This is a genomic window from Lapidilactobacillus achengensis (genome assembly GCF_003946655.1).
In the GTDB taxonomy this organism is placed as follows: domain Bacteria; phylum Bacillota; class Bacilli; order Lactobacillales; family Lactobacillaceae; genus Lapidilactobacillus; species Lapidilactobacillus achengensis.
Window position 1 is genome coordinate 42,077 of record NZ_RHOV01000010.1, and the last position, 24,237, is coordinate 66,313.

The 24,237-nt window shown below is 49.3% G+C and carries 22 protein-coding genes; 19 read left to right on the plus strand and 3 right to left on the minus strand.

The window, feature by feature from the left end:
• Window positions 1-9 precede the first annotated feature (9 nt).
• The 8 genes from EKM94_RS07045 to EKM94_RS07080 all read left to right on the plus strand — a co-directional run bounded on the left by EKM94_RS07045 (window position 10) and on the right by EKM94_RS07080 (window position 8,541).
• Window positions 10-906, plus strand: a complete 897-nt coding sequence (locus EKM94_RS07045; RefSeq protein WP_125599591.1) for an ABC transporter ATP-binding protein — start codon at window positions 10-12, stop codon at window positions 904-906.
• Window positions 899-2,191, plus strand: coding sequence for an ABC transporter permease (locus EKM94_RS07050; RefSeq protein ID WP_125599593.1), 1,293 nt, complete (start codon window positions 899-901; stop codon window positions 2,189-2,191). Before EKM94_RS07045 ends, EKM94_RS07050 begins: the two co-directional genes overlap by 8 nt.
• Before the next feature lie 179 nt (window positions 2,192-2,370).
• Entirely contained in the window at window positions 2,371-2,649 is a 279-nt protein-coding gene (locus EKM94_RS07055) for a hypothetical protein (protein ID WP_125599595.1), read from the plus strand.
• Between the two features lie 162 nt (window positions 2,650-2,811).
• On the plus strand, window positions 2,812-4,053 hold the full coding sequence (locus EKM94_RS07060) for an alpha/beta hydrolase (RefSeq protein ID WP_164511146.1): 1,242 nt from the start codon (window positions 2,812-2,814) through the stop codon (window positions 4,051-4,053).
• A gap of 255 nt (window positions 4,054-4,308) precedes the next feature.
• Window positions 4,309-5,367: an AEC family transporter gene (locus tag EKM94_RS07065; RefSeq protein WP_125599600.1), complete on the plus strand. Its 1,059-nt coding sequence runs from the start codon at window positions 4,309-4,311 to the stop codon at window positions 5,365-5,367.
• Between the two features lie 69 nt (window positions 5,368-5,436).
• Complete coding sequence (locus tag EKM94_RS07070) at window positions 5,437-6,438, plus strand: NAD(P)-dependent oxidoreductase (RefSeq protein WP_125599603.1); 1,002 nt, start codon at window positions 5,437-5,439, stop codon at window positions 6,436-6,438.
• Between the two features lie 1,526 nt (window positions 6,439-7,964).
• Entirely contained in the window at window positions 7,965-8,189 is a 225-nt protein-coding gene (mazE, locus tag EKM94_RS07075; RefSeq protein ID WP_125599606.1) for a type II toxin-antitoxin system PemI/MazE family antitoxin, read from the plus strand.
• Window positions 8,176-8,541 (plus strand): type II toxin-antitoxin system PemK/MazF family toxin, encoded by a 366-nt coding sequence (locus tag EKM94_RS07080; protein WP_125599610.1) that lies wholly within the window; start codon window positions 8,176-8,178, stop codon window positions 8,539-8,541. Before mazE ends, EKM94_RS07080 begins: the two co-directional genes overlap by 14 nt.
• Before the next feature lie 640 nt (window positions 8,542-9,181).
• Here the strand turns inward: EKM94_RS07080 and EKM94_RS07085 are convergent.
• Window positions 9,182-10,192, minus strand: a complete 1,011-nt coding sequence (locus EKM94_RS07085; protein WP_125599612.1) for a zinc-binding alcohol dehydrogenase family protein — start codon at window positions 10,190-10,192, stop codon at window positions 9,182-9,184.
• 169 nt (window positions 10,193-10,361) lie between these two features.
• Between EKM94_RS07085 and EKM94_RS07090 the strand changes: the two genes are divergently transcribed.
• The 11 genes from EKM94_RS07090 (at window position 10,362) to EKM94_RS07140 (ending at window position 22,082) form a co-directional block, all read left to right on the plus strand.
• On the plus strand, window positions 10,362-10,559 hold the full coding sequence (locus tag EKM94_RS07090) for a hypothetical protein (protein ID WP_125599615.1): 198 nt from the start codon (window positions 10,362-10,364) through the stop codon (window positions 10,557-10,559).
• 305 nt (window positions 10,560-10,864) lie between these two features.
• Window positions 10,865-12,844, plus strand: a complete 1,980-nt coding sequence (locus EKM94_RS07095) for a peptide ABC transporter substrate-binding protein (protein WP_125599618.1) — start codon at window positions 10,865-10,867, stop codon at window positions 12,842-12,844.
• An 89-nt stretch (window positions 12,845-12,933) separates the two neighbouring features.
• A complete protein-coding gene (locus EKM94_RS07100; RefSeq protein ID WP_125599621.1) occupies window positions 12,934-14,424 on the plus strand; it encodes an ABC transporter permease in 1,491 nt (496 codons plus the stop codon).
• Window positions 14,425-14,427: 3 nt separating this feature from the next.
• A complete protein-coding gene (gene oppC / locus EKM94_RS07105) occupies window positions 14,428-15,399 on the plus strand; it encodes an oligopeptide ABC transporter permease OppC (protein ID WP_125599624.1) in 972 nt (323 codons plus the stop codon).
• Window positions 15,400-15,410: 11 nt separating this feature from the next.
• Entirely contained in the window at window positions 15,411-16,520 is a 1,110-nt protein-coding gene (locus EKM94_RS07110) for an ABC transporter ATP-binding protein (RefSeq protein ID WP_125599626.1), read from the plus strand.
• Window positions 16,507-17,466, plus strand: coding sequence for an ATP-binding cassette domain-containing protein (locus EKM94_RS07115; protein WP_125599629.1), 960 nt, complete (start codon window positions 16,507-16,509; stop codon window positions 17,464-17,466). The genes EKM94_RS07110 and EKM94_RS07115 overlap by 14 nt, the downstream gene beginning before the upstream one ends.
• Window positions 17,467-18,071: 605 nt before the next feature.
• A complete protein-coding gene (locus EKM94_RS07120; RefSeq protein ID WP_125599632.1) occupies window positions 18,072-18,905 on the plus strand; it encodes a MetQ/NlpA family ABC transporter substrate-binding protein in 834 nt (277 codons plus the stop codon).
• Window positions 18,906-19,021: 116 nt separating this feature from the next.
• Window positions 19,022-19,441, plus strand: a complete 420-nt coding sequence (locus EKM94_RS07125) for a hypothetical protein (protein WP_125599635.1) — start codon at window positions 19,022-19,024, stop codon at window positions 19,439-19,441.
• 228 nt (window positions 19,442-19,669) lie between these two features.
• Entirely contained in the window at window positions 19,670-19,882 is a 213-nt protein-coding gene (locus tag EKM94_RS07130; protein ID WP_125599638.1) for a hypothetical protein, read from the plus strand.
• Between the two features lie 435 nt (window positions 19,883-20,317).
• The gene (locus EKM94_RS07135) at window positions 20,318-21,397 is read left to right on the plus strand and encodes a methionine ABC transporter ATP-binding protein (RefSeq protein ID WP_125599641.1); all 1,080 of its coding nucleotides are present in this window, start codon (window positions 20,318-20,320) and stop codon (window positions 21,395-21,397) included.
• Window positions 21,390-22,082, plus strand: coding sequence for a methionine ABC transporter permease (locus EKM94_RS07140; protein ID WP_125599644.1), 693 nt, complete (start codon window positions 21,390-21,392; stop codon window positions 22,080-22,082). Before EKM94_RS07135 ends, EKM94_RS07140 begins: the two co-directional genes overlap by 8 nt.
• A 702-nt stretch (window positions 22,083-22,784) precedes the next feature.
• Here EKM94_RS07140 and EKM94_RS07145 read toward each other — a convergent pair.
• Together EKM94_RS07145 and EKM94_RS07150 are read right to left on the minus strand one after the other, a co-directional pair.
• Entirely contained in the window at window positions 22,785-23,573 is a 789-nt protein-coding gene (locus EKM94_RS07145) for a hypothetical protein (protein ID WP_125599647.1), read from the minus strand.
• Window positions 23,566-24,237, minus strand: a complete 672-nt coding sequence (locus EKM94_RS07150) for an ABC transporter ATP-binding protein (protein ID WP_125599650.1) — start codon at window positions 24,235-24,237, stop codon at window positions 23,566-23,568. The genes EKM94_RS07145 and EKM94_RS07150 overlap by 8 nt, the downstream gene beginning before the upstream one ends.

Consider the following 24,237-nt stretch of genomic DNA (forward strand, 5'->3'; position numbering starts at 1 on the left):
TTGGTGCCGGTGTTAATGGTGCATGACCTAGTAAAGAAGTTTGGTACGATGACGGCAGTTGATCACGTTGATTTCACCCTGAATCCGGGGGAGATCCTGGGCTTGATCGGGCAAAACGGCGCCGGGAAAACGACGACTTTTCGGATGATCTTGAACTTTATTGAACCTGATCAGGGCCAGATCCGATGGCAGGGGCAGCCGTTTACACAGGCTCAGTATAATCAGTTGGGCTATTTGCCTGAGGAGCGCGGTCTGTTTCCGAAAATGACGGTGATGGATCAGATCAGTTATTTCGCGGAACTGCGGGGCATGAAGCGGGCGACGATCCGAGCGGAAGTACCGCGTTGGTTGGACCGGTTCGCGGTCAAAGCGAAGCCAACGGACAAGATTCGTGATTTATCCAAGGGTAACGCGCAAAAGATACAGTTGATCGCAACTTTGATCCATCATCCCAAGTTAATTATTTTGGATGAACCTTTTAGTGGGTTGGATCCTGTCAATGTTAGTTTGTTGCGGGAAGGCATGCTGGACATGAAACGCGAGGGCGCGGCGATCATTTATTCGGATCACAATATGACCAATGTGGAACAGGTCAGCGATCAGTTGGTGATGCTGCGCCAAGGCGAAATGGTTTTGAATGGGACCGTGGATCAGGTGCGTCAGCAATTCGGGCGCATCAAGGTTTATGTGGAAACAACGCTGCCGCAAGAACAGTTAGCGGCGATCCCTGGTGTGGTTCGGATCACGCCGCGGCGTCATGATTTAGAGTTGACGTTGGCGGATGAAGCGGTGGGTCGCGAGGTGTTCAAGTTAGTGACGGCGCAAGGCTATTTGCCGGAGTTTAGCCAACAACCGCCAACGTTAGAGGAGATCTTCAAGTTGAAAGCGGGTGCGGACCATGAGTAAATTCCGAATAGTTTTTCGTCAAGTTTATTTGAAGAATTTGAAAAGTGGCACCTATATTTGGATGGTTTTAGCACCACTGGTCTTTCTGCTGATCGGCGGGGTGATCACGATCGGCATTGTCAAAACGCAGCAGCCAGTAAATGTGGCCTTGGTCACGCCGCAAGCCGAGTTAGCGCCGCTGGTGGCCAGTTTGCCTAAGAAAAACGACGCCTATCAACGGGCCACTAAAATCACCACAGAAGCGCAGGCCAAACAGGCGTTGAGTCGCTCGAAATTGGATGGCTACGCGGTTTTGACCAGTCAGAACAATCAGATGAAAGTCAGCTACGTTAGTCGTGCCAGTGGGCAAGGCCTGCCATTTTCGACTCTGGACGCGCAATTCAATCAATTGAGCTTGCAGTATCAGGCCGAGCGCTTGCAACTCAGCGGGGCCGCCTTGCAGACGTTACTGGCGCCGATCAAGACCACGCAGACCACGGTCGCCTTCAATGACCAAGGCAAGGCCGAGAAACGCGACAATAACCAGCAGGTGGTCAATACGATCGTGGCGACAGCGGTCTCGGTGTTGATGATGATGTTCATTATGATGTACGCGGGAATGATCGCCAGTGAGGTCGCGGCGGAAAAGGGCACGCGGATCATGGAAATCGTCCTATCCAGCATCAACGTCAACACGCAATTCATCGGCAAGATCGTGGCGATCCTGGCGCTGATCATGACTCAGCTCGGCGTTTATGTGGTTTTGGGTTTGGTGGGCAAGCCGCTAGTGACCCACTACCTATTCCAAGCCTTTCCCGCGGTCAAAAGCATGCTGAGCAATTTCAAATTGCCAGGTTTAGCGGCGGGCCAACTGGTACTGACCGGCCTATTTCTGATCGTTGGCATTATGACCTACACAGTTTTGGCGGCGATGTTAGGGTCATTGGTCTCAACGGTTGAGCAGGCGCAACAGGCGATCACCCCACTGTCAATGGTGGCGGTACTCGCTTATATCTTGGGCATCATGGCCGGCAATGGCGTCAACAACCCCCTGATCAAGGTGACTGCCTTCGTGCCGCTACTTTCGCCGATCTTGGCGCCTGCGCGCGTCTCCGCTGAGGCGATGAGCGTTAGCGCCGGTTGGCTGTCACTGCTGATCTCCGTCGTGGTGCTGGTGCTGCTTTACTACGTTTCGCTGATCTTCTATCGAGCCAACGTGCTGGTCTACTCCGACAGCAATCTCTGGCAATCGTGGCGCGCATCTTGGCGGATCTTGACCAATCGTCAACGGCAGAGTCGTCCTTGATTCGCAGCCATTGTTAACAAGAACCACATTAGAAAAATAGAGCAGATCCGGTTTCCCGCTATGCAGGGCGCATGGTTGGGGAAACGGATCTTTTTTTGATTTGCAGGTGTGGTGGGTTGTTGCGCGTGAGCGCAACCGGCTGGGACTGCTGTTGCGGACTGGAACGTGGTGGGCGTCGTTTGAAGCCAATTCCAAAAGCGGGAATTGTCTTCAAATCGAGCCTTGTCCTAAGCGGCAAAGCCGCCAAGGACAATTTCACCACTGAGCCGCGCAGTCCCAGCCGGTTGCTAGGCAGAATTGCGCCTATCTGCAATCGAAGTTGGGCATCTGACGAAGTGCTTTTGCAAGATAGAGGTCAAACAATTGCCCATTTTGAGGTGGTACGGCAATGCCAACGGATTTGGATTAGTAGGTCGGTACAAGTTTGCATTGGCTTGACATCTTTCCCTGCTCCCTAGACAATTCATGAGTGAAAACCGCCCGATTCAGTTGATTCACTGAGAACTAGGTTTGTTCATCAGACAGACTGCACTGGTGTCACCAATTTAAATCTTGTAACCACTAACCACGGTCGTTAATTACGTGGTTCCCCATCAATTGACCATAGCTTGCCAACTGGCGTGAGCGCTCAAACGGCTGCTAAAACGTTGAGCGGCTGGAGCGGAGAAATTCGGGGTGAGATCGCCGTGAAATTGTCCTTGGCGGCTCTGCCGCTTAGGACAAGGCCTGATTTTGAGACAAGCCGCGCACTTTGCGGATTGGCTCAAAACAGCGCCCACAGCGAGCTCACCCCGAATTTCGCAGCGCAAGCTGCGGGTATCATACTTTCAACTAGCCAAAATGATGCTAACACAAAATCTGGTGTCAATGATTTGACATCTAGTTTTAAAAACCAGATAATAACGTTGAAGTGTTATTGGAGGTTGACCATCATGAGAATAGCTATTTTAATTGTGTTGATTGCGGTCGTGGTGTTCTTGGCCATCGCCGCTTGGAAAACCTATACGATCGCGATCCGCACGACACCGAAGCAAAAGCAAGCCTATATTGACCGCTCTTGGGCCCAAGTCAGCGCCGCAGATCGCCAGTGGTATCAGCAACAGGCTTGGCAAACGTGGCGGATCAAGAGCGAGGATGGCCTGCAATTGGTGGCGCGCTTTCTCCCGCCAGCGACACCAGGTCGCCCGATCGTGGTCCTGGCGCATGGCTATCATCACACTCATCAGCAAATGATCCCCTACGCCCGTTTGTATGCCCAGTGGGGTTGTGGGCTGTTGTTACCAGACAGTCGCGGTCAAGGTTTGAGTGGTGGGTTCAACTTGGGCTTTGGCTGGTTGGATCGTCGCGATTATGTGGCTTGGAGTCGGGAGATCCTGCGGCAACGTGGGTCGGCGACGGCAATCGTGTTGGCTGGGGTCAGCATGGGTGGCGCCACTGTTTTGGCGGCCAGCGGCGAGGCCGACTTGCCGGAGAACGTTCAGGCGATCGTTGACGATTGTGGCTTCGATCATGTTTATCCGCAAATCAAATTGCGGGTCAGCGGGAAGTATCATTTGCCCCAGGAGCCCACGGTTTGGCTGGCCAGTTTGTTGACGCGGCATTTTGCCCACTATCGGTTGCAGGAGGGCGACATTGCTAGCCAGGTCGCGCGCAGTCACACGCCGACTCTGTTCATCCATGGTGATCAGGACGATTATGTACCAATCGCGTCAGAGCGGCACATGTACAAAATTTGCCAAGCGCCGAAAGCGGCCTATATCGTTCCGGGAGCAGGTCATACCGCCGCGTATGCTGCCGATCCGGACCAGTATGCCGCTCGGGTAAAAGATTTTTTGAGTCGCTATGTGAGTGACTTCGCTTAATGCCAATTTCGTTTGCGGGAGGGATTGTTCGTCTTTTGTGCGCAAAGTTGACCGCGAAGCCCCGTGACTGATTGACTCATTTTAATAAATACTGAACTAATCGCACAATCAGTTGATTGTGCGATTTTTTTAAAAAGTGATTATTCACAAAAAACTGTATTTTCTGCGGTTTCAGATAGTTGCTGAATGGGATTGGATGTGGAATAATGACTGGTGGTACAAAAGAAATGATTATCTTTGGGAGGATTATGAATTATGGATTTTGGCAAAGTTTTAGCTGAAACTTTCACCAACATGAGCATCATTAGCGCCATCACGTCGACGATCTTCATTATTTTGTTGGGCTTTATTCTGAGAAAACGTAATATTTTCACAGCCCAATTTGGGAAAGTTTTGACCAAGGTCGTGCTGTCAGTGTCACTGCCAGCGTTGGCCTTCAACTCATTTATGGCACCGATCGATCAGAAAACGTTACGTCAGGGCATCAACGTGCTGATCTTCGGGATCGTTGTTTATATCGTTTTGATTTTCGTGACTAAATTAATGTATCTGCGCTATCCAAAAGAAAAGGGCGATGTGCTCAGTGTCTTGACGACATTCGGTTCGACCACGTTCTTCGGGATCCCGATCGTTTCGGCGATCTATGGCGTTAAAGGCGCGATGTACGCGTCGATCTTCAACATTGGCTACCGAATCTTCTTATATTCGTACGCGTATATCAAGATGTCTGGCTTGGAAATGGATAAGAAGAACATTAAGAAGATGTTTCTCAATCCAATCGTTATCGCGACCTTCTTAGGCTTGTTCCTGTGGATCTTGCAACCTTACATGCCACAAGTCAGCGCCATGAATGTGGCCACGCAGAAAATGAGCCAAGTAGCCTTCTACCGGATCGACCAAACAGCGCTGTGGCTGTACAAGCCATTGACTTACTTGGCAGGTTTGGCTTCGCCGTTAGCTTGGTTAGCAATCGGGTCGACTTTGGGCGAGATCACCTTCAAGGACGCGGCTTCCGACAAAACTTCTTGGTACTACACTGCCATGAAAGTTATTGTTGTGCCAGCGATCAACTTGGTTTTGTTGCTGATCCTGACCGTAACTCATATCTTACCTGTTGACCAAGTTGCTTTGGCGACGATCTTGATCATGATGGCAACCCCAACAGCCGCAGTCGCGTCATCCTACGCGATCGGTTTCGATCGAGAAGCGATCATGGCCTCTAACGCCTCGCTGCTGTCAACGATCGGCGCAGTGGTGATGATGCCAATCTGGATCGTGATCATTTCCATTATCAACGCGACAGGTCTATTCTAGAGATGGCTCAAGTCGCGACCAGCGCGACTGTATCTGAACTTGATTTTGATTAGCTGAAGGAGGATTTTCATGTTTAAAATCGTTGCTTATGGCGTTCGCGAAAACGAAGTCCCATTTTTCGAAAAATTGAATCGCTACAACTATGACTTGAAATTATTGCCGGAATACTTGAATCACGACAACATCGACACAGCGAAAGGCGCTGATGCCGTGCTGTTGCGGGCTAATTGTGTGGCCGACGCGACCAATCTGGCTAAAATGAAAGACTGGGGCATCAAGTACGTCTTCACCCGCACCGTCGGGTTCAACCATATCGACTTAGCGGCGGCTGACGCCAATGGCCAATTAGTGGCCCGGGTCCCTTCTTACTCACCCAACGCCGTCGCTGATTTGGCGTTGACGTTAGGCTTGACCTTGCAACGGCACGTGGCTTTCGCGGCTTATCATTCGCAGGCCAAAGACTTCCGCGTTTTGCCCGAAGAATTCAGCTCTGAGATCCGTAATTTGACCGTGGGGATCATTGGCACTGGTCATATCGGGATTGCTGAAGCGCGCTCGTATCAAGCGCTGGGCGCCAAAGTTCTAGGCTATGACATTTATCAATCTGATGAAGCCAAAGAAGTCGTGACCTTCGTTGAACAGGCTGACTTACTGGCGCAGGCTGACATCGTCTCGCTACACGTTCCTTACATCAAGGGCGAGAACGATCGTTTCATCAACGCCGATTTATTGAAATTGATGAAGCCGACCGCGATCTTGGTTAACACCGCGCGGGCGGAAGTCACTAATGTGGCTGACATCGTGGCGGCCCTGCAAGCCGGCAAGTTAGGTGGTTTCGCCGCCGACGTGATCGACGATGAGAAGGATTATTTAGGCAAAAATCTACAAGATCAACCAATCAAAAACGCCGACTTGGCCGCTTTGATCGATTTATATCCACGGGTGATCTTGACGCCACATATCGGTTCTTACACCAAAGAAGCCTTGACCGACATGATCAATATCAGCTATGACAATTTCAACGAAGTTTTGACCACAGGCACCAGCAAGAACTTATTGCACGCGAAATAAGCGCGGCCGCTCAGGGGCGTTGGTGGATGGCAAGTGTGGTGGGGCTCCAGGTCGGGCTGGGGGTGGTGGAACGCTGCGGGCACGACTTGAAGCTTTTCGGAAAACCACCGAAAATCTTCAAGCTCGGCCTTATTGTAGGCGATAAATCGCCAACAATAATATCGCGGCTGACTCACCCCCAGCCCGACCTTCCGCCAACTAGTAAACAGACCACCAACGCCAGAGTGTGAGCCGACCCGGGTAGCTCCTGAGCATTAGCCTAGCAATTGTTTTGGAAGCTGCACTTTGCTTCCGGAACAATTGCGTAGCTAAGCGCAGGGAGCTGGGTCGGCGAACACGTTTCAGTGCGGAACACAACGGGTTGACTTTGAGCATTAACCTAGCCAAGATTTTGGAGGTGGATTTATGCCTCCAGAATTTTTGTGTGGCTAAGCGTAGAAGTACATTTTAAATAGAGCCGGCGTTCCCTGATCCTTCAGCGTTTTGCTGAAGGTTAGGGGAGCGCCGGCTTTATATTTTCTTCACACTTAGGGCCGATCATCATTTTTTCTTCAATTTTTATTCGCGCAAGTCGCTTAATTCCATTAGAGATTCTTCGCAAAGGTTGGGTATAGTTATCAACATAGAAAGCAAGAGGTGATGCCCATGACAAACAAAACCTGCTCCGCATCCACCGGCCGCACTTCCGACCAACACTGATGCTAAGAAGCAGCTGCGCCACCACGATCTAGATAAAAATCCAAATTCTAAAACTTAATGTAATCGTAGTTGCCCGCTACAGATTACACCGTGTTCACGCTGGTTGCCCGCCAGCAAGAACACACCCTAAAACGCTAGGTCGCAAGTTGCCCGCTTGCTACCAACCCTTTCCAAATTTTCTTCATTTTATTAATTAACGTATTCGCGCTTGCCCGCGCGAATACCCTCCTCCCCTTAAAATAATTGTCTTAAATACGCGCCGTTCCCTTGCCCGGGGAATGGCGCCTTTTTGCGCTTTCGCTTAATTGCAGATGTGCTGGGTTTGGGTGGGGGACGCAACCGCCTCAGGACGTTTGTCGTGGCTGGAACGCAGTGGGCACTGTTTTGAGCCAATCCGCAAGCCCAGCGGCTTGTCTCAAAATCAGGCCTTATTCTAAGCGATAAATCGCTAAGAATAATCTCACCGCTGAGCCACACGTCCTGAGGCGGTTGCTAGGCAGAATTGAGCCTATCTGCAATCGAAGTAGCGAGTGCTTTTGCAAGATTGAGGTCAAAACAATCGCCACCTTTTTTGTGGGACGGCAATGCCGACTGATTTGGCTGACTCGTCCAGTACTTGTCTTGGTTTATCCGGCAAACTATTCTGGTGTTACCAATCTAAAGCTGATGACCACAAACCACGGCCGTCAAGTGCGTGGCTCCCCATCAATTGGCCATAGCTTGCCGGCTCTTGCGGTTTTACATAACCGCCAACGCAGACAGGCGATTTATTGACAACATGACAGCCTGAGAATATACTATGTATATACGAAAGTGGGGCGAAGATGATGACCGTCAAAGCAAGGAATGTTGGTAATTCAATCGTTTTAACTGTTCCAAATGGTATAAAAGTTTATCAAGGCGCTGAATATATTGTCAGCCAATCTTCTGATGGGACAATCACGTATCAACTGAAGCATCGGAATCCATTTGAAGGTGATTGGTTTAAAGAAGATATTAGACAGACAGATATTCTTGGAGATTCTGAGGTGCTAGCCGATGAATGGGATTGATGCTTACCAACCACACAAGGGCGATGTTGTTCTGGTTAGTTTCGATCCCAGTTCAGGGCAAGAAATCAGGAAATATCGCCCCGCGCTAGTATTAAGTAATCATAGTTACAGCGAAAAAACGGGTCTGGCCTTAGTTTGCCCGATTACCCACGGTGACCATAATCGCTTCAAGGCGCCTCTTTTTATCCCTTACCATGGACAAAATGTTGAGGGGTATATCAACCCACTACAGTTTCACACCTTTGATTATCAGAAACGTGGCATGAAGTTTGTCGAGCAGGTCAGTAAACAAAAATTAGCGCAAACAATCAGCGTCGTTTTAGATATTATTAACGCACAAGAACTTGATTGAAGCGTCATTACGGAAAACAGATGTCGACCCCAATGGATCAAGTTAAGAAAAAATTGCCACTCTCCCAATTTGGAGAACGGCAATTTTTTGTTTTAGGTTATCATTTTCGGAAACTGTCTTGCCCGTATGATTGGCCGAACCAACCACGTTCACCAATTGCGTGGCTGGAACGAAGCGTGACGTTGAAACGCGCTCCGCGCAACTGCAACTGACTTCTGTGCTTAACTACGCTAGGTTAATGCTCAAAGTCAACCCGTTGTGTTCCGCACTGAAACGTGTTCGCCGAACCAGCTCCCTGCGCTTAGCTACGCAATTGTTCCGGAAGCAAACTGCCGCTTCCAAAACAATTGCTAGTCTAATGCTCAGGAGCTACCCGGGTCGGCTCACACTCTGGCATTGGTGGGCTGTTTATCTGTCTGGCGGAAGGTCGGGCTGGGGGTGAGTCAGCCGCGATATTATTCTTGGCGGCTCTGCCGCCTAGAATAAGGCCGAGCTTGAAGATTTTCGGTGGTTTTCCGAAAAGCTTCAAGTCGTGCCCGCAGCGTTCCACCACCCCCAGACCGACCTGGAGCCCCACCACACTTGCCCACCACCAACGCCCCGCGCAGCGCAAGCCGCGGTCAAACTACTTTTGGTGGCATTAAATAACCTGCAGAACGATTTTTCCCTGAGTATGGCCAGTTTCCAGCAAGCGATGTGCGGTCAGCAAATTGTCATTGGACAGCCCAGCCAAAACAGTGGTGACATTGCTGCGCAACTCGCCGGTAGTAAACAAATGCGCGGCCCGCGCCAAGATCTGACCCTGAGTGGCCAGCTCCATTTGATAGTCCGTTTTAGTGAACATATACTCCCAATGCCAACTTGCGCTCTTGGCCTTCAACAACCTTAGAGGTAAATCGTTGGTCGCTTCGACAATGCTGCCCACGTGACCCAAAGGCGCGATCACCGCCGCCGCCAGAGAGAAGTAGGCGGTTGGTTCAGTGAGGATCGCCACGGCGTCGACTTGGGGCCAACCAGCGTCTGTCAGTTGCGTGGGCAAGTCGTGGTGATAATCCAAGGGCAGGTCGACTTGATGTTGCTGCAACCAAGGAAAGTGCTTAGGGCTGGCGGTGGCGGCGACGGTGAAGCCGCTCCAATGGGCCAACTGGCTCATGATCGAACCGACGCCGCCTGCGCCGTTGATGATCAACAAGCGCCGACCTGCGTTAGCGTTTTTGACGGCGGGAAAGCCCATCCGTTCGAAAAGTAATTCCCAGGCGGTCAGGGTGGTCAAGGGCATGGCCGCGGCGGCGGTCATCGTCAGATTCGTCGGTTTGGCCGCGACCAGGCGGCTGTCGATCAACTGGGCGGTGGCGTAACTACCTTGGCGCTGGGTAGTGCCGGCGTAGTAGACCTGGTCACCAACCTGGAAATCATCGACTTGGGGGCCTTTCGCTAGAATCACGCCCGCGCCGTCATAGCCTAAAATGTGCGCGTGGGGACCGAGCAGCGTTTGCCGTAGTTTGGTATCAACTGGATTGACAGCGGTGGCTGCCACCTGCACCAGAAGGTCGTGGGCTTGCGGTGTGGGCAATTCGCGCCGTTCCCTGCTGAATTGTCCATTACCTAATTGGAAGCCGTCAGTGAAGCTGTAAACGGTTGTTTCTGTCATGATAAATGAGACCTCCTCATTAAATCGGTCAGATCGGTATAAATATTAACGGTCAAGCATATTTTAACGCCGATCCAACAAACACTGGTGAAAATGCCCCTATTTTCCTCAGAAAAATGGTATGATGATAATATCATGAGATTCAATCAGGAGAGGGAGGAAAGTTGGTATGTTCAATCGGGATTCTGGCCGCGACCGCACACTAACGATTCTGATTGCGATTTTGATTTGGGTCGCGGGTGGCTACTTGTTACTACGGGATTACTTTAAGACTGGGGTTCTTAATGGACCGATGGCGGTTGTTCTCATTTTAGGGGTAATTTTGACGATTTTGGCGGCGATCCAGCAACTTCGCTCGAAGAAGTAGGAGTTTAGTCGGCTGGTCTACGTGAGTGAGCTCAGCTTAACTCTCATCATCGATTCAGACGGAGGTCAGACTTGGTGGATTTATGACAGAAAATAAAATAATTTCTCATATTTTTTGTTGGTCGCTTTAACGTTGATATACAGGCATTGGTAACGCTACCGATGGCGGGTATCTAGTCAAGAATCCCAAATTAATTGGGATTTTAGCATTGACATTAAAGTTTAATAATTGTATTATTTTATCAATTTCAGAAAGCAATTTTTAGCGTTTGACTGAGAGGGAATTTAGATTTGGAGGGTTTTTACATGAAGAATTCGAAGAAGGGGCTATTGGCAGTTGCCTTGATCAGTGTGGCACTGCTTGGCGCATGTGGCAACAAAAAAGCAGCAACGACCGGTGGCAACAGCGTTATTCCGGAAACTAGCACGACCCAGTACAACTATGTTTATGGGACAGATCCAGACAACTTTGACTATACCGTTTCAATGCGGAATACCAACAGTTCACACTACGCCAACTTTATTGATGGCCTGGTTGAAAATGATCGCTATGGTCAGATCAAGCCTGACTTGGCAACCTCATGGAAAGTCAGCGATGACGGCTTGACTTACACTTACAAGATCCGCAAGGGCGTTAAGTGGGTCGACAGCGAAGGCAACGAATATGCCACTGTCAAAGCTGAAGACTGGGTAACCGCATTGAAGCATGCCGTTGCCGCTAAGTCGGAAACATTATATGTTGTTCAAGGCAGTATCAAGGGCTTGGATGATTATGTCAATGGTAAAACCACTGATTTCTCAACAGTTGGGGTAAAAGCTGTTGATGATTATACTTTGGAATATACGTTGAACCAACCTGAAACGTATTGGAACTCGAAATTAACTTATGGGATCATGTTCCCAGTCAATGCTAAATTCTTAAAGGAAAAAGGCAGCGACTTTGGTAAACCAAAGGCTGACGCGATCCTTTACAACGGCGCTTATACGTTAGCTAACTTCACTTCGAAGTCTGTTATTGAATATGCGGCTAACAAGAGCTATTGGGATAAGAAGAACGTTCACGTCAAAGACGTTAAGTTAACTTATAACGATGGTTCAAACCCTGATGGCTTGTACAAATCCTTCAAGAAGGGTGACTTCACCGCTTCTCGGGTTTATCCAAACTCAGCTGGTTATGATCAAGTCGTTAAAGATGTGAAGAATGACATCAACTGGTCTGACCAGGATGCATCTGTTTACAACTTCACCTTTAACTTGGATCGGAAAGCATACGGCGCAACTTCCAAGAAGACTGATTCACTGAAGTCCGATACCAAGAAAGCAATCTTGAACAAGAGCTTCCGTCAAGCGATCCAAGCTGCTTTTGACAAGGGTGCCTATAACGCTCAGGTCAATGGTAAGGAAGGCGAAACTAAGAGCTTACGTAATGAAATGACACCGCCAGCCTTTGTTTCGGTCGATGGCCAAGATTACGGCAAACAAGTTGAAACTGACTTAGCTGCTTTGGACAGCGATGCTTGGGGCGCAGTCAACTTGGCTGACGCGCAAGACGCAACTTACAACGTTGATCGGGCCAAGAAGTTATTCGCTCAGGCGAAGAAAGAGTTGAAAGCGGCCGGCGTGGCCTTCCCAATTCACTTGGACTTACCTGTTGACCAAAAGGCGCAATTAAGCTTGAACCAATCTAAGTCATTCAAGAGCTCTGTTGAAAAGAGTTTAGGAACTTCTAATGTTGTTATCGACATTCAAATGTTGAGTGAAGACAAATACTTGGCAGCAACTTACCAAGCAACGACTGGCGCCGCAGCTGACTTTGATATCAGTAACGCGTCTGGTTGGAGCCCTGACTACGATGATCCATCAAGCTACTTGGATATCTACGATCCAAATGGTGGGACGATGTTAACGACTTTAGGTATCGAACCTGGTGCTGACAAGAACGCGGCTGCTAAGAAGGCTGCTGGCTTGGACACTTACGCTACTTTATTAGCTAAGGCTGAAGCTATCACTGATGATACAAATGCGCGTTACAAGGCTTTTGCCGCTGCTGAAGCACAATTGCTGGATAGCACCGTTCAGATCCCTGTCTTCTCATTAGGCGGTTCACCATCTGTTTCTAAGGTTGTTCCTTACACCGCACCGTTCGCTTGGTCCGGGTTAGGTAGCTCTAAGTTCAAATTCATGAAGATCCAAGCATCACCAGTAACGATTACTCAAAAAACCAAGGCTAAGAAAGCTTGGGAAAAGAAGCGTGCCGAGATTGCCAAAGAAGCAGCAAAAGAGTAAGATTTAAAGAACGGCGAAAAAGGCTAGCCTATACTAGCCTTTTTTCTGCTTTTCTCATCATGAGGTCAGCATTAAGGAGGAACTATTAGATGAAGAAGTATATTTGGGGTCGAATCTTTCGATCACTGATCAGTATATTTCTGGTAACGACCTTGACGTACATTGTGATCTACTCCATGGTCCCCCGGCGGGACGTCTTCAAGAGTGACACAATGGTCAGTAAGTTGCGGTCCGATCCAGATAAGTTAAGTGACTACGAGAATAACGCCTTCGCCAAGATGAATTATATCGAGTACTACGATACCAAGTCCTTGGTCGCTAAGGTCAAGAAGGATAGTCCTGAGGTAACGGCTGCTGTGAACGCGACTAATGAAAAGGCCATCAAGCAGTGGGCTGCTAAGCACAACTTCGCGGTCAAGCAATTCAAACAAAGCAAACGCTATTATGTGACCCGCGAATTGCCCTTGTACGAGCGCTTAGGCCGTTTCTACGGGAACTTGATCCAATGGGACAATCCTTGGGCAGTTCATGACAAGAATAATCCAAATATGAAGCGTTACTTGAAGTTTACGAATGACAAGCTGGTTGGGTTCGCCTTAGTTGGTTCGGGAACAAAGTATCGCTACCAGATTTACTTCAATAGTTCCTTTCCTTACATTCACCAAAACTTCCTGAAATTTAATTTAGGGACTTCTTACCCGACTTACGCCGGCTTGCCAGTGTCATCTGTGATTGGCGGTCGTCAAGGACGGGCAGAGGTTACCCAGTACACTTATCCTGACGGCAGTAAGCGCAACACGGCGGATAACGTTTATTTACGTTCTTATCAGCCAAAGAACCGTCAAGACAAGACTGAATTTGCTCGTTATGGCGATGACTACACCAGCACCGAACAAGTTCTCAGTGATCCATCGATGATCGGGACTTCATTCAAGGCTGGGATCTTCGCTTTGATCATCACCTACTTGATCTCGATTCCGATGGCGATTCTGATGGCCCGTTACAAAGGCGGCTGGGTCGACAAACTAGGTACGGGGATCGTGACTGTTTTGATTGCCGTGCCAAGTTTGGCCTTCATCTACGCGTTCCGTTACCTCTTCACAACTTGGTTTGGGGTTCCTGATTCCTTCCCAACGCTCGGGGCGACAGCCTTTAGTTCATGGGTCGGGCCAACCTTGGTGCTAGCTGGTTTGTCCGTTTCCGGATTGGTCATTTGGTTCCGGCGTTATATGATCGATCAACAATCTTCTGATTACGTTAAGTTTGCTAAGGCCAAGGGCTTGAACGATGGCGAAATCTACCGGAAGCATATCTTCAAGAATGCTTCGATTCCAATTGTTCAGGGGATCCCTGGTTCGATTATTGGGTTGATTGGCGGCGCGACCATGACCGAAACAATTTTCGCAATGCCTGGGATGGGTAAGATGTTGCCCGATGCAATTATTACCCATAATAACCCAATCGTGATCGGCTTAGTTTTCATTTTCACCACGATCTCTGTATTCTCGATCTTGCTTGGTGACTTATTGATGACGGCGGTCGATCCTCGTATCAAACTTTCAGCGTCAGGAGATGATTAGCGGATGGCTAAGAAAAATGCAGCGGTAGCTGCTGAGGCAATCAAGCCGAAAGCAGTGGCCAAGGACGAAGATTTCGTCCTGGTTAGTTTAGATAAAAAGGCGACCGAAATTATCGATACGCCGAAATATTCTTATTGGAAATCAGTTTGGAAAACCTTCTTTGCCAACCCAGTCACGATTTTTATGCTGGTGCTGATGATCATTATCTTACTGATGTCGTATATTCAACCGATGTTCAGTGGTTATAGTTTGCTGGATGTTAAGGGCGTCAACGATTTCGGCGCTCGTTACAACTGGCCCAGCGCTAAATATTGGTTCGGGACCGATGCCGATGGTAAGTCGTTGTTCGACGCTGTTTGGGCTGGGGCGAAGACCTCGATCTCCATTGGGGTCATTGCCTCGGTGATCGTGACCGTTGTCGGTGTGATCGTCGGCGCCTTCTGGGGTGTTTCTAAGAAGATCGACCGGATCATGCTGGAAATTTACAACGTCATTTCTAACGTGCCAATGACTTTGATCGTCATTGTCTTGTCTTATACGTTTGGTAATGGTTTCTGGAATTTGATTTTCGCGATGACGGTAACGTCTTGGCTGGGAACCGCCTACTTCATTCGGGTCCAGGTTATGATCATGCGTGATCGCGAGTACAATATCGCTTCACGGACGTTGGGTACCCCAACGCGTCGGATGATTTTCCGGAATATCCTCCCTTATTTGACCTCAGTTATTGTGACCCAAGTGTCGCAATTATTGCCAAGCTTCATTTCGATTGAAGTGTTCCTGTCCTTCTTAGGCGTTGGTTTGAGTTCAAACGTGCCTTCATTAGGCCGCTTGATTTCCCAATATTCACCGTATATGACCAGCTACCCTTACTTGTTCTGGTTGCCAGTACTTGTTTTGGCGTTGATCACCGTTTCGTTGTATATCGTTGGGCAGAACTTAGCTGACGCGTCAGATCCACGGACTCATATGTAGGAGGGAACAGCATGACTGAAAATATTTTAACTGTCAAGGATCTTTCCGTTGGGTTTCAAGTTCGTGGTAAAGAATTAAAAGCGATCCGGAACGTTTCTTTGGAATTGCACGATCAAGAGATCTTCGCGATCGTTGGCGAATCCGGTTCCGGTAAATCTGTCTTGACCAAGACGTTTACTGGAATGTTGGAACAAAACGGGAGCATCACCCATGGCACGATTGATTATAAAGGCAAACGACTTAGTGATTTAAAGAAAGATAAGCAGTGGGAAGGAATCCGGGGTAAGGAAATCGCCACGATTTTCCAGGACCCGATGACTTCTTTGGACCCTATCAAAACGATTGGTTCCCAGATCGCTGAAGTCATTATCAAGCACCAAGGTAAAAGCAAAGCCGAAGCCAAGAAATTGGCGATCGAATTGATGGATCGGACCGGGATCCCTAACGCGGCTGACCGTTATGACGAATATCCTTTTGAGTATTCTGGCGGGATGCGGCAACGGATCGTTATCGCCATCGCTTTGGCTTGTCACCCAAATATCCTGATCTGTGACGAACCAACGACCGCGTTGGACGTGACGATCCAAGCGCAGATCTTGGAACTGATCAAGGAACTCCAACGCGAGTATAAGTTCACGACGATCTTCATCACCCATGACTTGGGTGTTGTTGCTTCAATCGCGGATCGGATCGCCGTGATGTATTCTGGCGAGATCATTGAAGTCGGCACGTGCGACGAGATTTTCTACAATCCACGGCATCCTTATACTTGGAGTTTGTTGTCGTCACTGCCACAATTGGCGCAAAAAGGCGGCGACCTGTACTCGATCCCAGGGACACCACCATCACTTTACAAGGATATTGAAGGTGATGCGTTCGCGCCCCGTAATCCTTTCGCAATGAAGGTCGATTTCGAAGCGGAACCACCAATGTTCCAAGTTTCACCGACCCATTTCGCCAAAACTTGGCTCCTCGATCCTCGAGCACCACGGGTCGAAAAGCCAGCGCTGATCCAGAACCTGCATGAACGGTTCGAGCAAACCTTGGTCAAGGACAATCAACTTGATCAAGACGTTAAAGTTGAGGAGAATTTGGAGGACGAAGAACATGACCGTAAATAAAAAAGACGTGTTGTTGTCGCTCCGTGATCTAGAGATTTCTTTCGGTGAAGGCAAGAACAAATTCGTTGCTGTGCAAGATGTTAATTTCGATATTTATCGCGGTGAGACTTTCTCCTTAGTTGGGGAATCTGGCTCAGGTAAAACAACGATCGGCCGCGCTATCTTGGGGATCAACCCAACCAGCAACGGGACGATCACCTTCAATGGCACTCAGATCAACAAGAAATTGTCCCACCATCAAGAACAGGATGTCTCACGTAAGATCCAAATGATCTTCCAAGATCCATCCGCGTCATTGAATGAGCGGGCAACGATCGACTACATCATTTCTGAGGGGTTATATAACTTCAACTTGTTCGATTCTGAAGAAGATCGCTTGCAAAAAGTGACCCAGATCATTGAAGAAGTCGGCCTCTTACCCGAACATTTATACCGCTATCCCCATGAATTCTCAGGTGGTCAGCGGCAACGGATCGGGATCGCCCGTGCTTTGATCATGCAGCCAGAATTAGTCGTTGCGGATGAACCGATTTCGGCGTTGGACGTGTCGATTCGGGCCCAAGTTTTGAACCTGTTGAAGAAATTCCAGCGGGAAAGCAACTTGACCTATCTCTTTATCGCCCATGACTTGTCAGTCGTTCACTTCATTTCTGATCGGATCGCCGTTATTCGTAACGGTCGGATCTTGGAATTGGCGGAAACGGAAGAACTTTTCAATAATCCGTTGCACCCATACACCCAAGCGCTTTTGTCGGCTGTGCCGATCCCTGACCCTAAATTGGCTCGGGAGAAGAAACTCTTGGTTTATGATCCCAAGATGCACGATTACAGTGTGGACAAGCCGTCCTTTGTTGAAGTCAAGCCAGGTCACTTCATCTACGCCAACGCGCCAGAAGAAGAACATTACCGCCAACTCTTAGACGAGCAGGCGCAAGGGGTCAACTAGCAGCGTTATCAGCTAGCGCCGCGAGCAGGCAACACCGCGTGTGTAGCGCCGACATAACGCCGTTACACCGTTATATGCCCGTTATCTAAGTGAAAAAAGTTGACGCAAATGCTTGACAGTCGGTGGACCATCGGGTATTGTAGTGTCAATGTTAATTCAGTTTTCAATAACGAATGGAATGGGAAAGTAAATCCGTCAAGACTGTACAGAAAACTTACATTTGCTGAGAGTAAGGTAGTTGCGATTGATTGAAAATGGCCCACGATCGGCATCACTAAGCGTTTGCGAGGTGATGATGGCTTGGCACTCATTATCGTGCACGCGTATCGGTAGTTTATTTGCCTGTACGTTAGTGAGGTGGTAGTCCGTAAGGCTAGCACAAATTAGAATGGTAAACACGACAGCGCTCGTTTCTAGCAATAGAAACGGGCGCTTTTTATTTTGCCCAGGGTTGGATCCACCTGTGGACCTTGCCCAAATGCCCAAGTCACCAGCCGTCGCAATCAGTCGGGATTTCGCTGCAGCAATCCCCCAACAATTGCCCTTCGTTAGAAAATCGCTTAACAAAAAAGTCAAAATGAACCACTAATTCGGGAGGAAATATCATGAAAAAATTAATCAAACGTTTAAGCTTAGGATTGTTAGCGTTAGTACCTTTGTTGGTTGCCTATGGTTGCAGCAGCGACAGCTCAGCCAACGCCAAGAAAGTCACCACCGTCAAAGTCGGCATCATGAGTTCCGATGAACAGATCTGGAAACCGATCGCGACTAAATTGGCTAAAGAAAATATCAAATTGAAGTTCGTCGAATTCTCAGATTACAATCAACCGAATAAAGCCTTGAGTGATCATCAGATCGACTTGAACTCGTTCCAACATTACAACTTCTTGGATAGCTGGAACAAGGCGCACAAGACCACGCTGACCGCAATTGGTGAGACATACATCGCCCCACTGAATCTGTACTCGAAGAAGATCACCAAACTCAGCCAAATCAAAACCGGTGACAGCATCGCGATCCCTAATGACGCGACCAACGAAGGACGTGCCTTGAACATCTTGGAACAGGCCGGACTACTGAAGATCGACAAGAGCGTGACTTTACCAACCGTTAAAGACATCACTTCAAATCCCAAGAAGCTTAAGATCACCGAACTAGAAACCGCGCAAACCGCCCGGGCCTTGACCGACGTGGCGGCCGCCGTTGTTAATAATGATATTGCCGCTGACGGTGGCTTGACGACCAAGGACGCGATCTTCCAAGAAAAGATCAACAAGCGTTCGCATCAATGGATCAACGTGATCGTGGCAAACAAGGCTGATAAGGATAACGCGACTTACAAGAAGATCGTCAAAGCTTATCGGACGGCCGCAACTGAGAAGAACATCGAGAAGGTTTACAAGGGCACTGCGTTTGGTGTTTGGACTCTGGATAAATAAAGTTCTGTCGCGGCCGGCTATGGTATAATTTGGCCAAAGGGACTTGGTGGCAAAGGTTTGGACTGGTTTGGGGAAGCGTTAGCTTCTGTTCTTAGGGGTTCGCTCGATGGCAGGTGATGGCGGGTGTTGCGCGTGAGCGCAACCGGCTGGGACTGCTGTTGCGGACTGGAACGTGGTGGGCATCGTTTGAAGCCAATCCGCAAAGTGTGCGGCTTGTCTTCAAATCGAGCCTTGTCCTAAGCGGCAAAGCCGCCAAGGACAATTTCACCACTGAGCCGCGCAGTCCCAGCCGGTTGCTAGGCAGAATCGAGCTTATCTGCAATCGAGACGAAGGATTAGACGAAGTGCTTTTGCAAGATAGAGGTCAAAAAATTGCCCTTTTTGTGGTGGTACGGCAATGCCAACAGATTTCAGAGACTGCAGGTGTTGGCGGGTTTGGTGTGGACGCAACCGCCTCAGGACGTTTGTCGTGGCTGGAACGCGGTGGGCATCGTTTGAAGCCAATCCGCAAGCCCAGCGGCTTGTCTTCAAATTGAGCCTTATTCTAAGCGATAAATCGCTAAGAATAATCTCACCGCTGAGCCACACGTCCTGAGGCGGTTGCTAGGCAGAATTGAGCCTATCTGCAATCGAAGTTGGGTATCTGACGAAGTGGTTTTGCAAGGTAGAGGTCAAAAAAATTGTCCACTTTTGAGGTGGTACGGCAATACCAACGGATTCGGATTAGGCGGTCGGGACACTTTGCGTAGGCTGAACATCTTTACTTGTTTCCTTATCAATCCACGGATGGAAACCGACCGATCCAGCTGTTTTATCAAGAACTTGCCTCAGTTCATCAGACAGACTTTACTGGTGTCACCAATTCAAAGCTGGTGACCACTAGCCACGGTCGTCAATTGCGTGGCTTCCCATCAATCGGCCATAGCTTGCCAGTCGGCGTGAGTGCTCAAACGGCTGTTATAACGTTGAGCGGCTAGAGCGGAGCGTGGCGTTGAAACGTGTTCGCCGACCCAGCTCCCTGCGCTTAGCTACGCAATTGTTCTGGAAGCAAAGTGCGGCTTCCAAAACAATTGCTAGGCTAATGCTCAGGAGCTGACCGGGTCGGTTCACACTCTGGCGTTGGTGGTTTGTTTACTCGTTTGGCGGAAGGTCGGGCTGGGGGTGAGTCAGCCGCGATATTATTCTTGGCGGCTTTGCCGCCTAGAATAAGGCCGAGTTTTGAGATTTTCGGCGCCCTTCCGAAAAGCTCAAAATCGTGCCCGCCGCGTTCCACCACCCCCAGCCCGACCTGGAGCCCACCACATCTGCCAACCACCAACGCCACGCGCAGCGCAAGCTGCGCACAATCTACTTTCAACCAGTTCAAGCAAGTTCAACCAAAAGGCATAAAGCAGTATCAAGGAGGAATCATTTTGGCAGCAGAACCAATTATTGAATTGAAAAACATCTGCGTCACGTTCAAGGAAGACAAACGCGACGTCCATGCCGTTGACCACGTTGACCTCAACGTTGACCGCGGTGACATCTATGGCGTCGTCGGCTATTCCGGCGCCGGCAAATCAACCTTGATCCGCGTGATCAATTTGCTCCAGCGCCCGACCAACGCTGACGCCAGCGTGAAAGTCAACGGCACCGACCTATTAGGCTTAGACGCCAGTAAGCTACGAGGCGAACGGCGGAAGATCGGGATGATTTTTCAACATTTCAATTTGATGCAATCTTTATCGATCGCGGATAATGTTGATTTTGCTCTGAAAAAGGCGCACTTGAGTAAGGCTGACCGCAAGAAGCGGGTCGCGGAACTGCTGGAACTGGTAGGCCTGACTGATAAGGCTGATGACTATCCCGCGCAGCTGTCTGGTGGGCAAAAGCAGCGGGTGGGGATCGCCCGCGCTTTGGCGAATCGACCGGATATTTTGATCTCGGACGAAGCGACCAGCGCTTTAGATCCGAAAACGACCGTGGCGATCTTGGATTTGTTGGCGGATCTTAATCGGAAGTTGGGTCTGACGGTGGTGCTGATCACCCATGAAATGGACGCGGTCAAACGCATTTGTAATCGGGTCGCGGTCATGGAAGCAGGCCGGTTGGTGGAGACTGGCGATCTGTTGCAGATCTTTAGCCAGCCGGAAGCGCCGTTGACCAAGGACTTCATTGATACGACGACTCATTTGGAGTCGGCGTTGGCGGCGGTCAATCAGCAGGCGGCAATCAAGCACCTGCAAGTGGGTTCGGTTTTGGTACAGCTGGGTTATCAAGGTGAGAGCACAGATCAACCGCTGATCACCGAGCTTTATCGTCGCTTTGAAGTCAGCGCGAATATTTTGTACGGGAACTTGGAGATCTTGCAAGGAACGCCGGTGGGCAACTTGTTGGTGATCCTGTCAGGCACGCCGAAGCACACGGAACAGGCGCTGGTCTTCATGAAGGAGCAGCGCGTGTCCGTCAAAGTTTTGAAGTCGGGAACAGAGGAGGTCAGCGTTCATGATTGATTTTTTGACAAAAATTATGCCCAACGTGGTCGAGAATTGGTCGGGTGATAATGGCATCTTGCTGGGGATCGGTCAGACTTTATATATGACCTTCTGGACGACTTTGATCGGTGGGATTTTGGGCTTGATCTTGGGGATCGCCTTGGTGGTCACGGAAAAGAAAGGCATCTTAGCCAACGCCGTGGTTTACAGTATTCTCGATAAGATCGTCAATATTTTCCGTTCGATCCCCTTCGTCATTTTGCTGGCAGTGGCCTTTCCATTGACCCAATTGCTGGTGCACACGACGATCGGCCCCAAAGGCGCGTTGGTGCCCCTGATCTTGGGCTCGGCGCCATTCTACGCCCGCCAAGTCCAAAACACCTTGGTCCAAGTCGATAGCGGCGTGATCGAGTCGGCGGAAGCGCTGGGCTACGGACCGTGGACGATCGTCTTCAGCGTCTATCTCCGCGAAGGCCTGCCTGATTTGATCCGGACGTCGGTCTTGACGATCATTTCGATCATTGGCCTGACCGCGATGGCCGGCGCGGTCGGCGCGGGCGGGCTGGGCTATATTGCCATCAGCAAAGGCTACCAGCGCTACCAAAACGACATTATCTGGGTCTGCACGTTATTGATCCTCGTGATCGTCTTTATCGTCCAAGGTCTGGGCGATCTCTGGGCACGAAAGGTCGATCATTCGTAAAGCCAGACGCTCAATGTAAGCACCTAGCCCAATGACGGATCATGTTTCCGTTCTAGATGGACTACAAATGCCTCATCAGATTATTGGTGAGGTATTTTCTATGGGAAAAAGAAAGAAATTGGACTTTTTTAAACCGCCCTTGATAGAAATACTCAAATGAGCGAAAACACACCGACTTAGGCGCCCAGTTGTTATGGAATGGGAAAACGAGAAATAGGCTCTTAAAAAAAGTTTCCAAAAAGCAGGGCATCCCAGGCACAGTCTGGAGAATCTCTGCTTTTTATATTTATCCGAGCGTCATTTGCTGGGTGCTTACGAATAAAGCCATGCTCTCATTTAAAAACGAAAAACTCGAATATCAAAATCAAATTTGTGATTTTTGATACCGAGTTTTATTTAAGTTTGAGATTGATATCCAAGACGGCAACTTTGTAAAGTAGTCTAGTTGTAAAGTGCTAATTTATCAGGAATGCTCTTCACGAAAATCTTTTTGCTAGATTTTCTAGTCCAGCGACAGCATGACTTATAAAAATCATTGTTTATCAATAATCTTGTTATTCCAAGCCTTCACTTCAGGACGATCGACCCGATGTTACTGGCCATCAATTCTGAGAACCCTGTGAAGAGAAAAAACTATCTTTCAATACCATTCGGAAAAGCACTAAATTCTCACGCGCCATCCCAGAATGATAAACCAAGAAATCAATAGTAATCAACCGTCTTAACCAGTTCTTGCTTCAGTAAGATCAGCGCTAAGGAAAAGACCAATGTAATCAGGCTGAGGCGCACGCTGGCCAACAGTGGCTCCCAAAACAAGGCCAGGCCATTTTGGACCGTTGCCTGTTGCAGGGCGGTCAATAGGCTATCAAAGGCCCGCGCTGGCAGCCAGATCATTGTTGGTATTCTGGTTCCAATGAAGTAGGACAGCAATGACAACAGGTAGGTAACGCCAACGGAGATCGCAAATTTACCGCTGGCCTGATAGCTCAACTCAAAAACAATTCCCCAAAACAACATCAAAGCGCCAGCGTCAAAGACCGTCATTAAGATATAAACGACAACTGTCCCGGACAGCCCAGTGATCCTCGCCATAAACAGACCGTACAACAGTAACATCGTTAGCGCGGTGAGCACCATGAACGCCCCCACTGTTTGCAGTAACCTCTTAGTCTGTTGGCGATCGTTGACGCGGCGGGATGAACGCAGGAGCCAATCCGCAGATGCTGGCCGCATTGCGTTGGCCGTGGCTAAAATAAAAATCGGCAGCACAATCAACGCTAATGTCCTCGGGGCAGCTAGATTGGCAAAAAGCGTGAGTAAGCTGGTCTGCGGCCGCATCTGTGCCGCTGTCAGACCCTGCCCTTGGATATCGGGCCACCACCATAAGATTGTATGGCGAATCGATGTGACTGTGCCCCCCACCCAAATCAGCGCGATCAAAGCCAAACTCAACCAGGTCCGGCGCCGTTGAAAACGCGCGAATTCACGCATGCTGGGCGCCTACGCTCATCACATCCGCCCGGGTCCGCGGATAAAGTTTGCCCGCATCCATCTCCAGAAAGTCAGTTGCCACTTCCGTTAGATCGTCACGATTATGCGACGCCAAGAGAATGATCCGTTCTGGGGACTGCAATTGTTCGATCAGCTGGTGGAAATCGGCGACGGTTTGGAAATCCAGCGCGTTGGTCGGTTCATCCAGGAGGATCAACTGTGGCTTTTCAAAAATCGCTTGGGCGATCGCCAGCTTTTGGTTCATACCCAATGAGAAACTGCGGACCTTCTCGTTTGAATTAGGATCAAGACCAACTGCGGTCAAAGCCCATTCGATATCTTCAGGGGTGGCGATCTTCTTGATATCCCCCAAAATCTGCAAATTTGTTTTGGCGGTGAAGGCCTTTTGGAGCTGAATGTTCTCAATGATCAGGCCCATACTTTCGGGAAAGTCGATATCCACCGTGATCCGTTGGCCATCAACACTGACTTCGCCACTGGTAGGCAAGATCATGCCGGAGATGGCCCGGATCAGCATACTCTTGCCGCTACCGTTACGACCATACAGCCCATAAACGTGGCCCGGCGCCAAAGTCAGCGAAATATCATCGAGGATCGTCCGCCCTTTTAACTTTTTCGTGTAGTGCTTCAGCTCAACATTCAT

What these genes read in the sequence shown, in the direction of transcription:
- EKM94_RS07050 (WP_125599593.1), top strand. Translation starts at nt 899, where the DNA reads ATGAGTAAATTCCGAATAGTTTTTCGTCAAGTTTATTTGAAGAATTTG.
- EKM94_RS07065 (WP_125599600.1), top strand. Translation starts at nt 4,309, where the DNA reads ATGGATTTTGGCAAAGTTTTAGCTGAAACTTTCACCAACATGAGCATC.
- EKM94_RS07070 (WP_125599603.1), top strand. Translation starts at nt 5,437, where the DNA reads ATGTTTAAAATCGTTGCTTATGGCGTTCGCGAAAACGAAGTCCCATTT.
- mazE (WP_125599606.1), top strand. Translation starts at nt 7,965, where the DNA reads ATGACCGTCAAAGCAAGGAATGTTGGTAATTCAATCGTTTTAACTGTT.
- EKM94_RS07080 (WP_125599610.1), top strand. Translation starts at nt 8,176, where the DNA reads ATGAATGGGATTGATGCTTACCAACCACACAAGGGCGATGTTGTTCTG.
- EKM94_RS07085 (WP_125599612.1), bottom strand. Translation starts at nt 10,192, where the DNA reads ATGACAGAAACAACCGTTTACAGCTTCACTGACGGCTTCCAATTAGGT.
- EKM94_RS07090 (WP_125599615.1), top strand. Translation starts at nt 10,362, where the DNA reads ATGTTCAATCGGGATTCTGGCCGCGACCGCACACTAACGATTCTGATT.
- EKM94_RS07095 (WP_125599618.1), top strand. Translation starts at nt 10,865, where the DNA reads ATGAAGAATTCGAAGAAGGGGCTATTGGCAGTTGCCTTGATCAGTGTG.
- EKM94_RS07100 (WP_125599621.1), top strand. Translation starts at nt 12,934, where the DNA reads ATGAAGAAGTATATTTGGGGTCGAATCTTTCGATCACTGATCAGTATA.
- oppC (WP_125599624.1), top strand. Translation starts at nt 14,428, where the DNA reads ATGGCTAAGAAAAATGCAGCGGTAGCTGCTGAGGCAATCAAGCCGAAA.
- EKM94_RS07110 (WP_125599626.1), top strand. Translation starts at nt 15,411, where the DNA reads ATGACTGAAAATATTTTAACTGTCAAGGATCTTTCCGTTGGGTTTCAA.
- EKM94_RS07115 (WP_125599629.1), top strand. Translation starts at nt 16,507, where the DNA reads ATGACCGTAAATAAAAAAGACGTGTTGTTGTCGCTCCGTGATCTAGAG.
- EKM94_RS07120 (WP_125599632.1), top strand. Translation starts at nt 18,072, where the DNA reads ATGAAAAAATTAATCAAACGTTTAAGCTTAGGATTGTTAGCGTTAGTA.
- EKM94_RS07125 (WP_125599635.1), top strand. Translation starts at nt 19,022, where the DNA reads ATGGCGGGTGTTGCGCGTGAGCGCAACCGGCTGGGACTGCTGTTGCGG.
- EKM94_RS07140 (WP_125599644.1), top strand. Translation starts at nt 21,390, where the DNA reads ATGATTGATTTTTTGACAAAAATTATGCCCAACGTGGTCGAGAATTGG.
- EKM94_RS07145 (WP_125599647.1), bottom strand. Translation starts at nt 23,573, where the DNA reads ATGCGTGAATTCGCGCGTTTTCAACGGCGCCGGACCTGGTTGAGTTTG.
- EKM94_RS07150 (WP_125599650.1), bottom strand. Translation starts at nt 24,237, where the DNA reads ATGAATGTTGAGCTGAAGCACTACACGAAAAAGTTAAAAGGGCGGACG.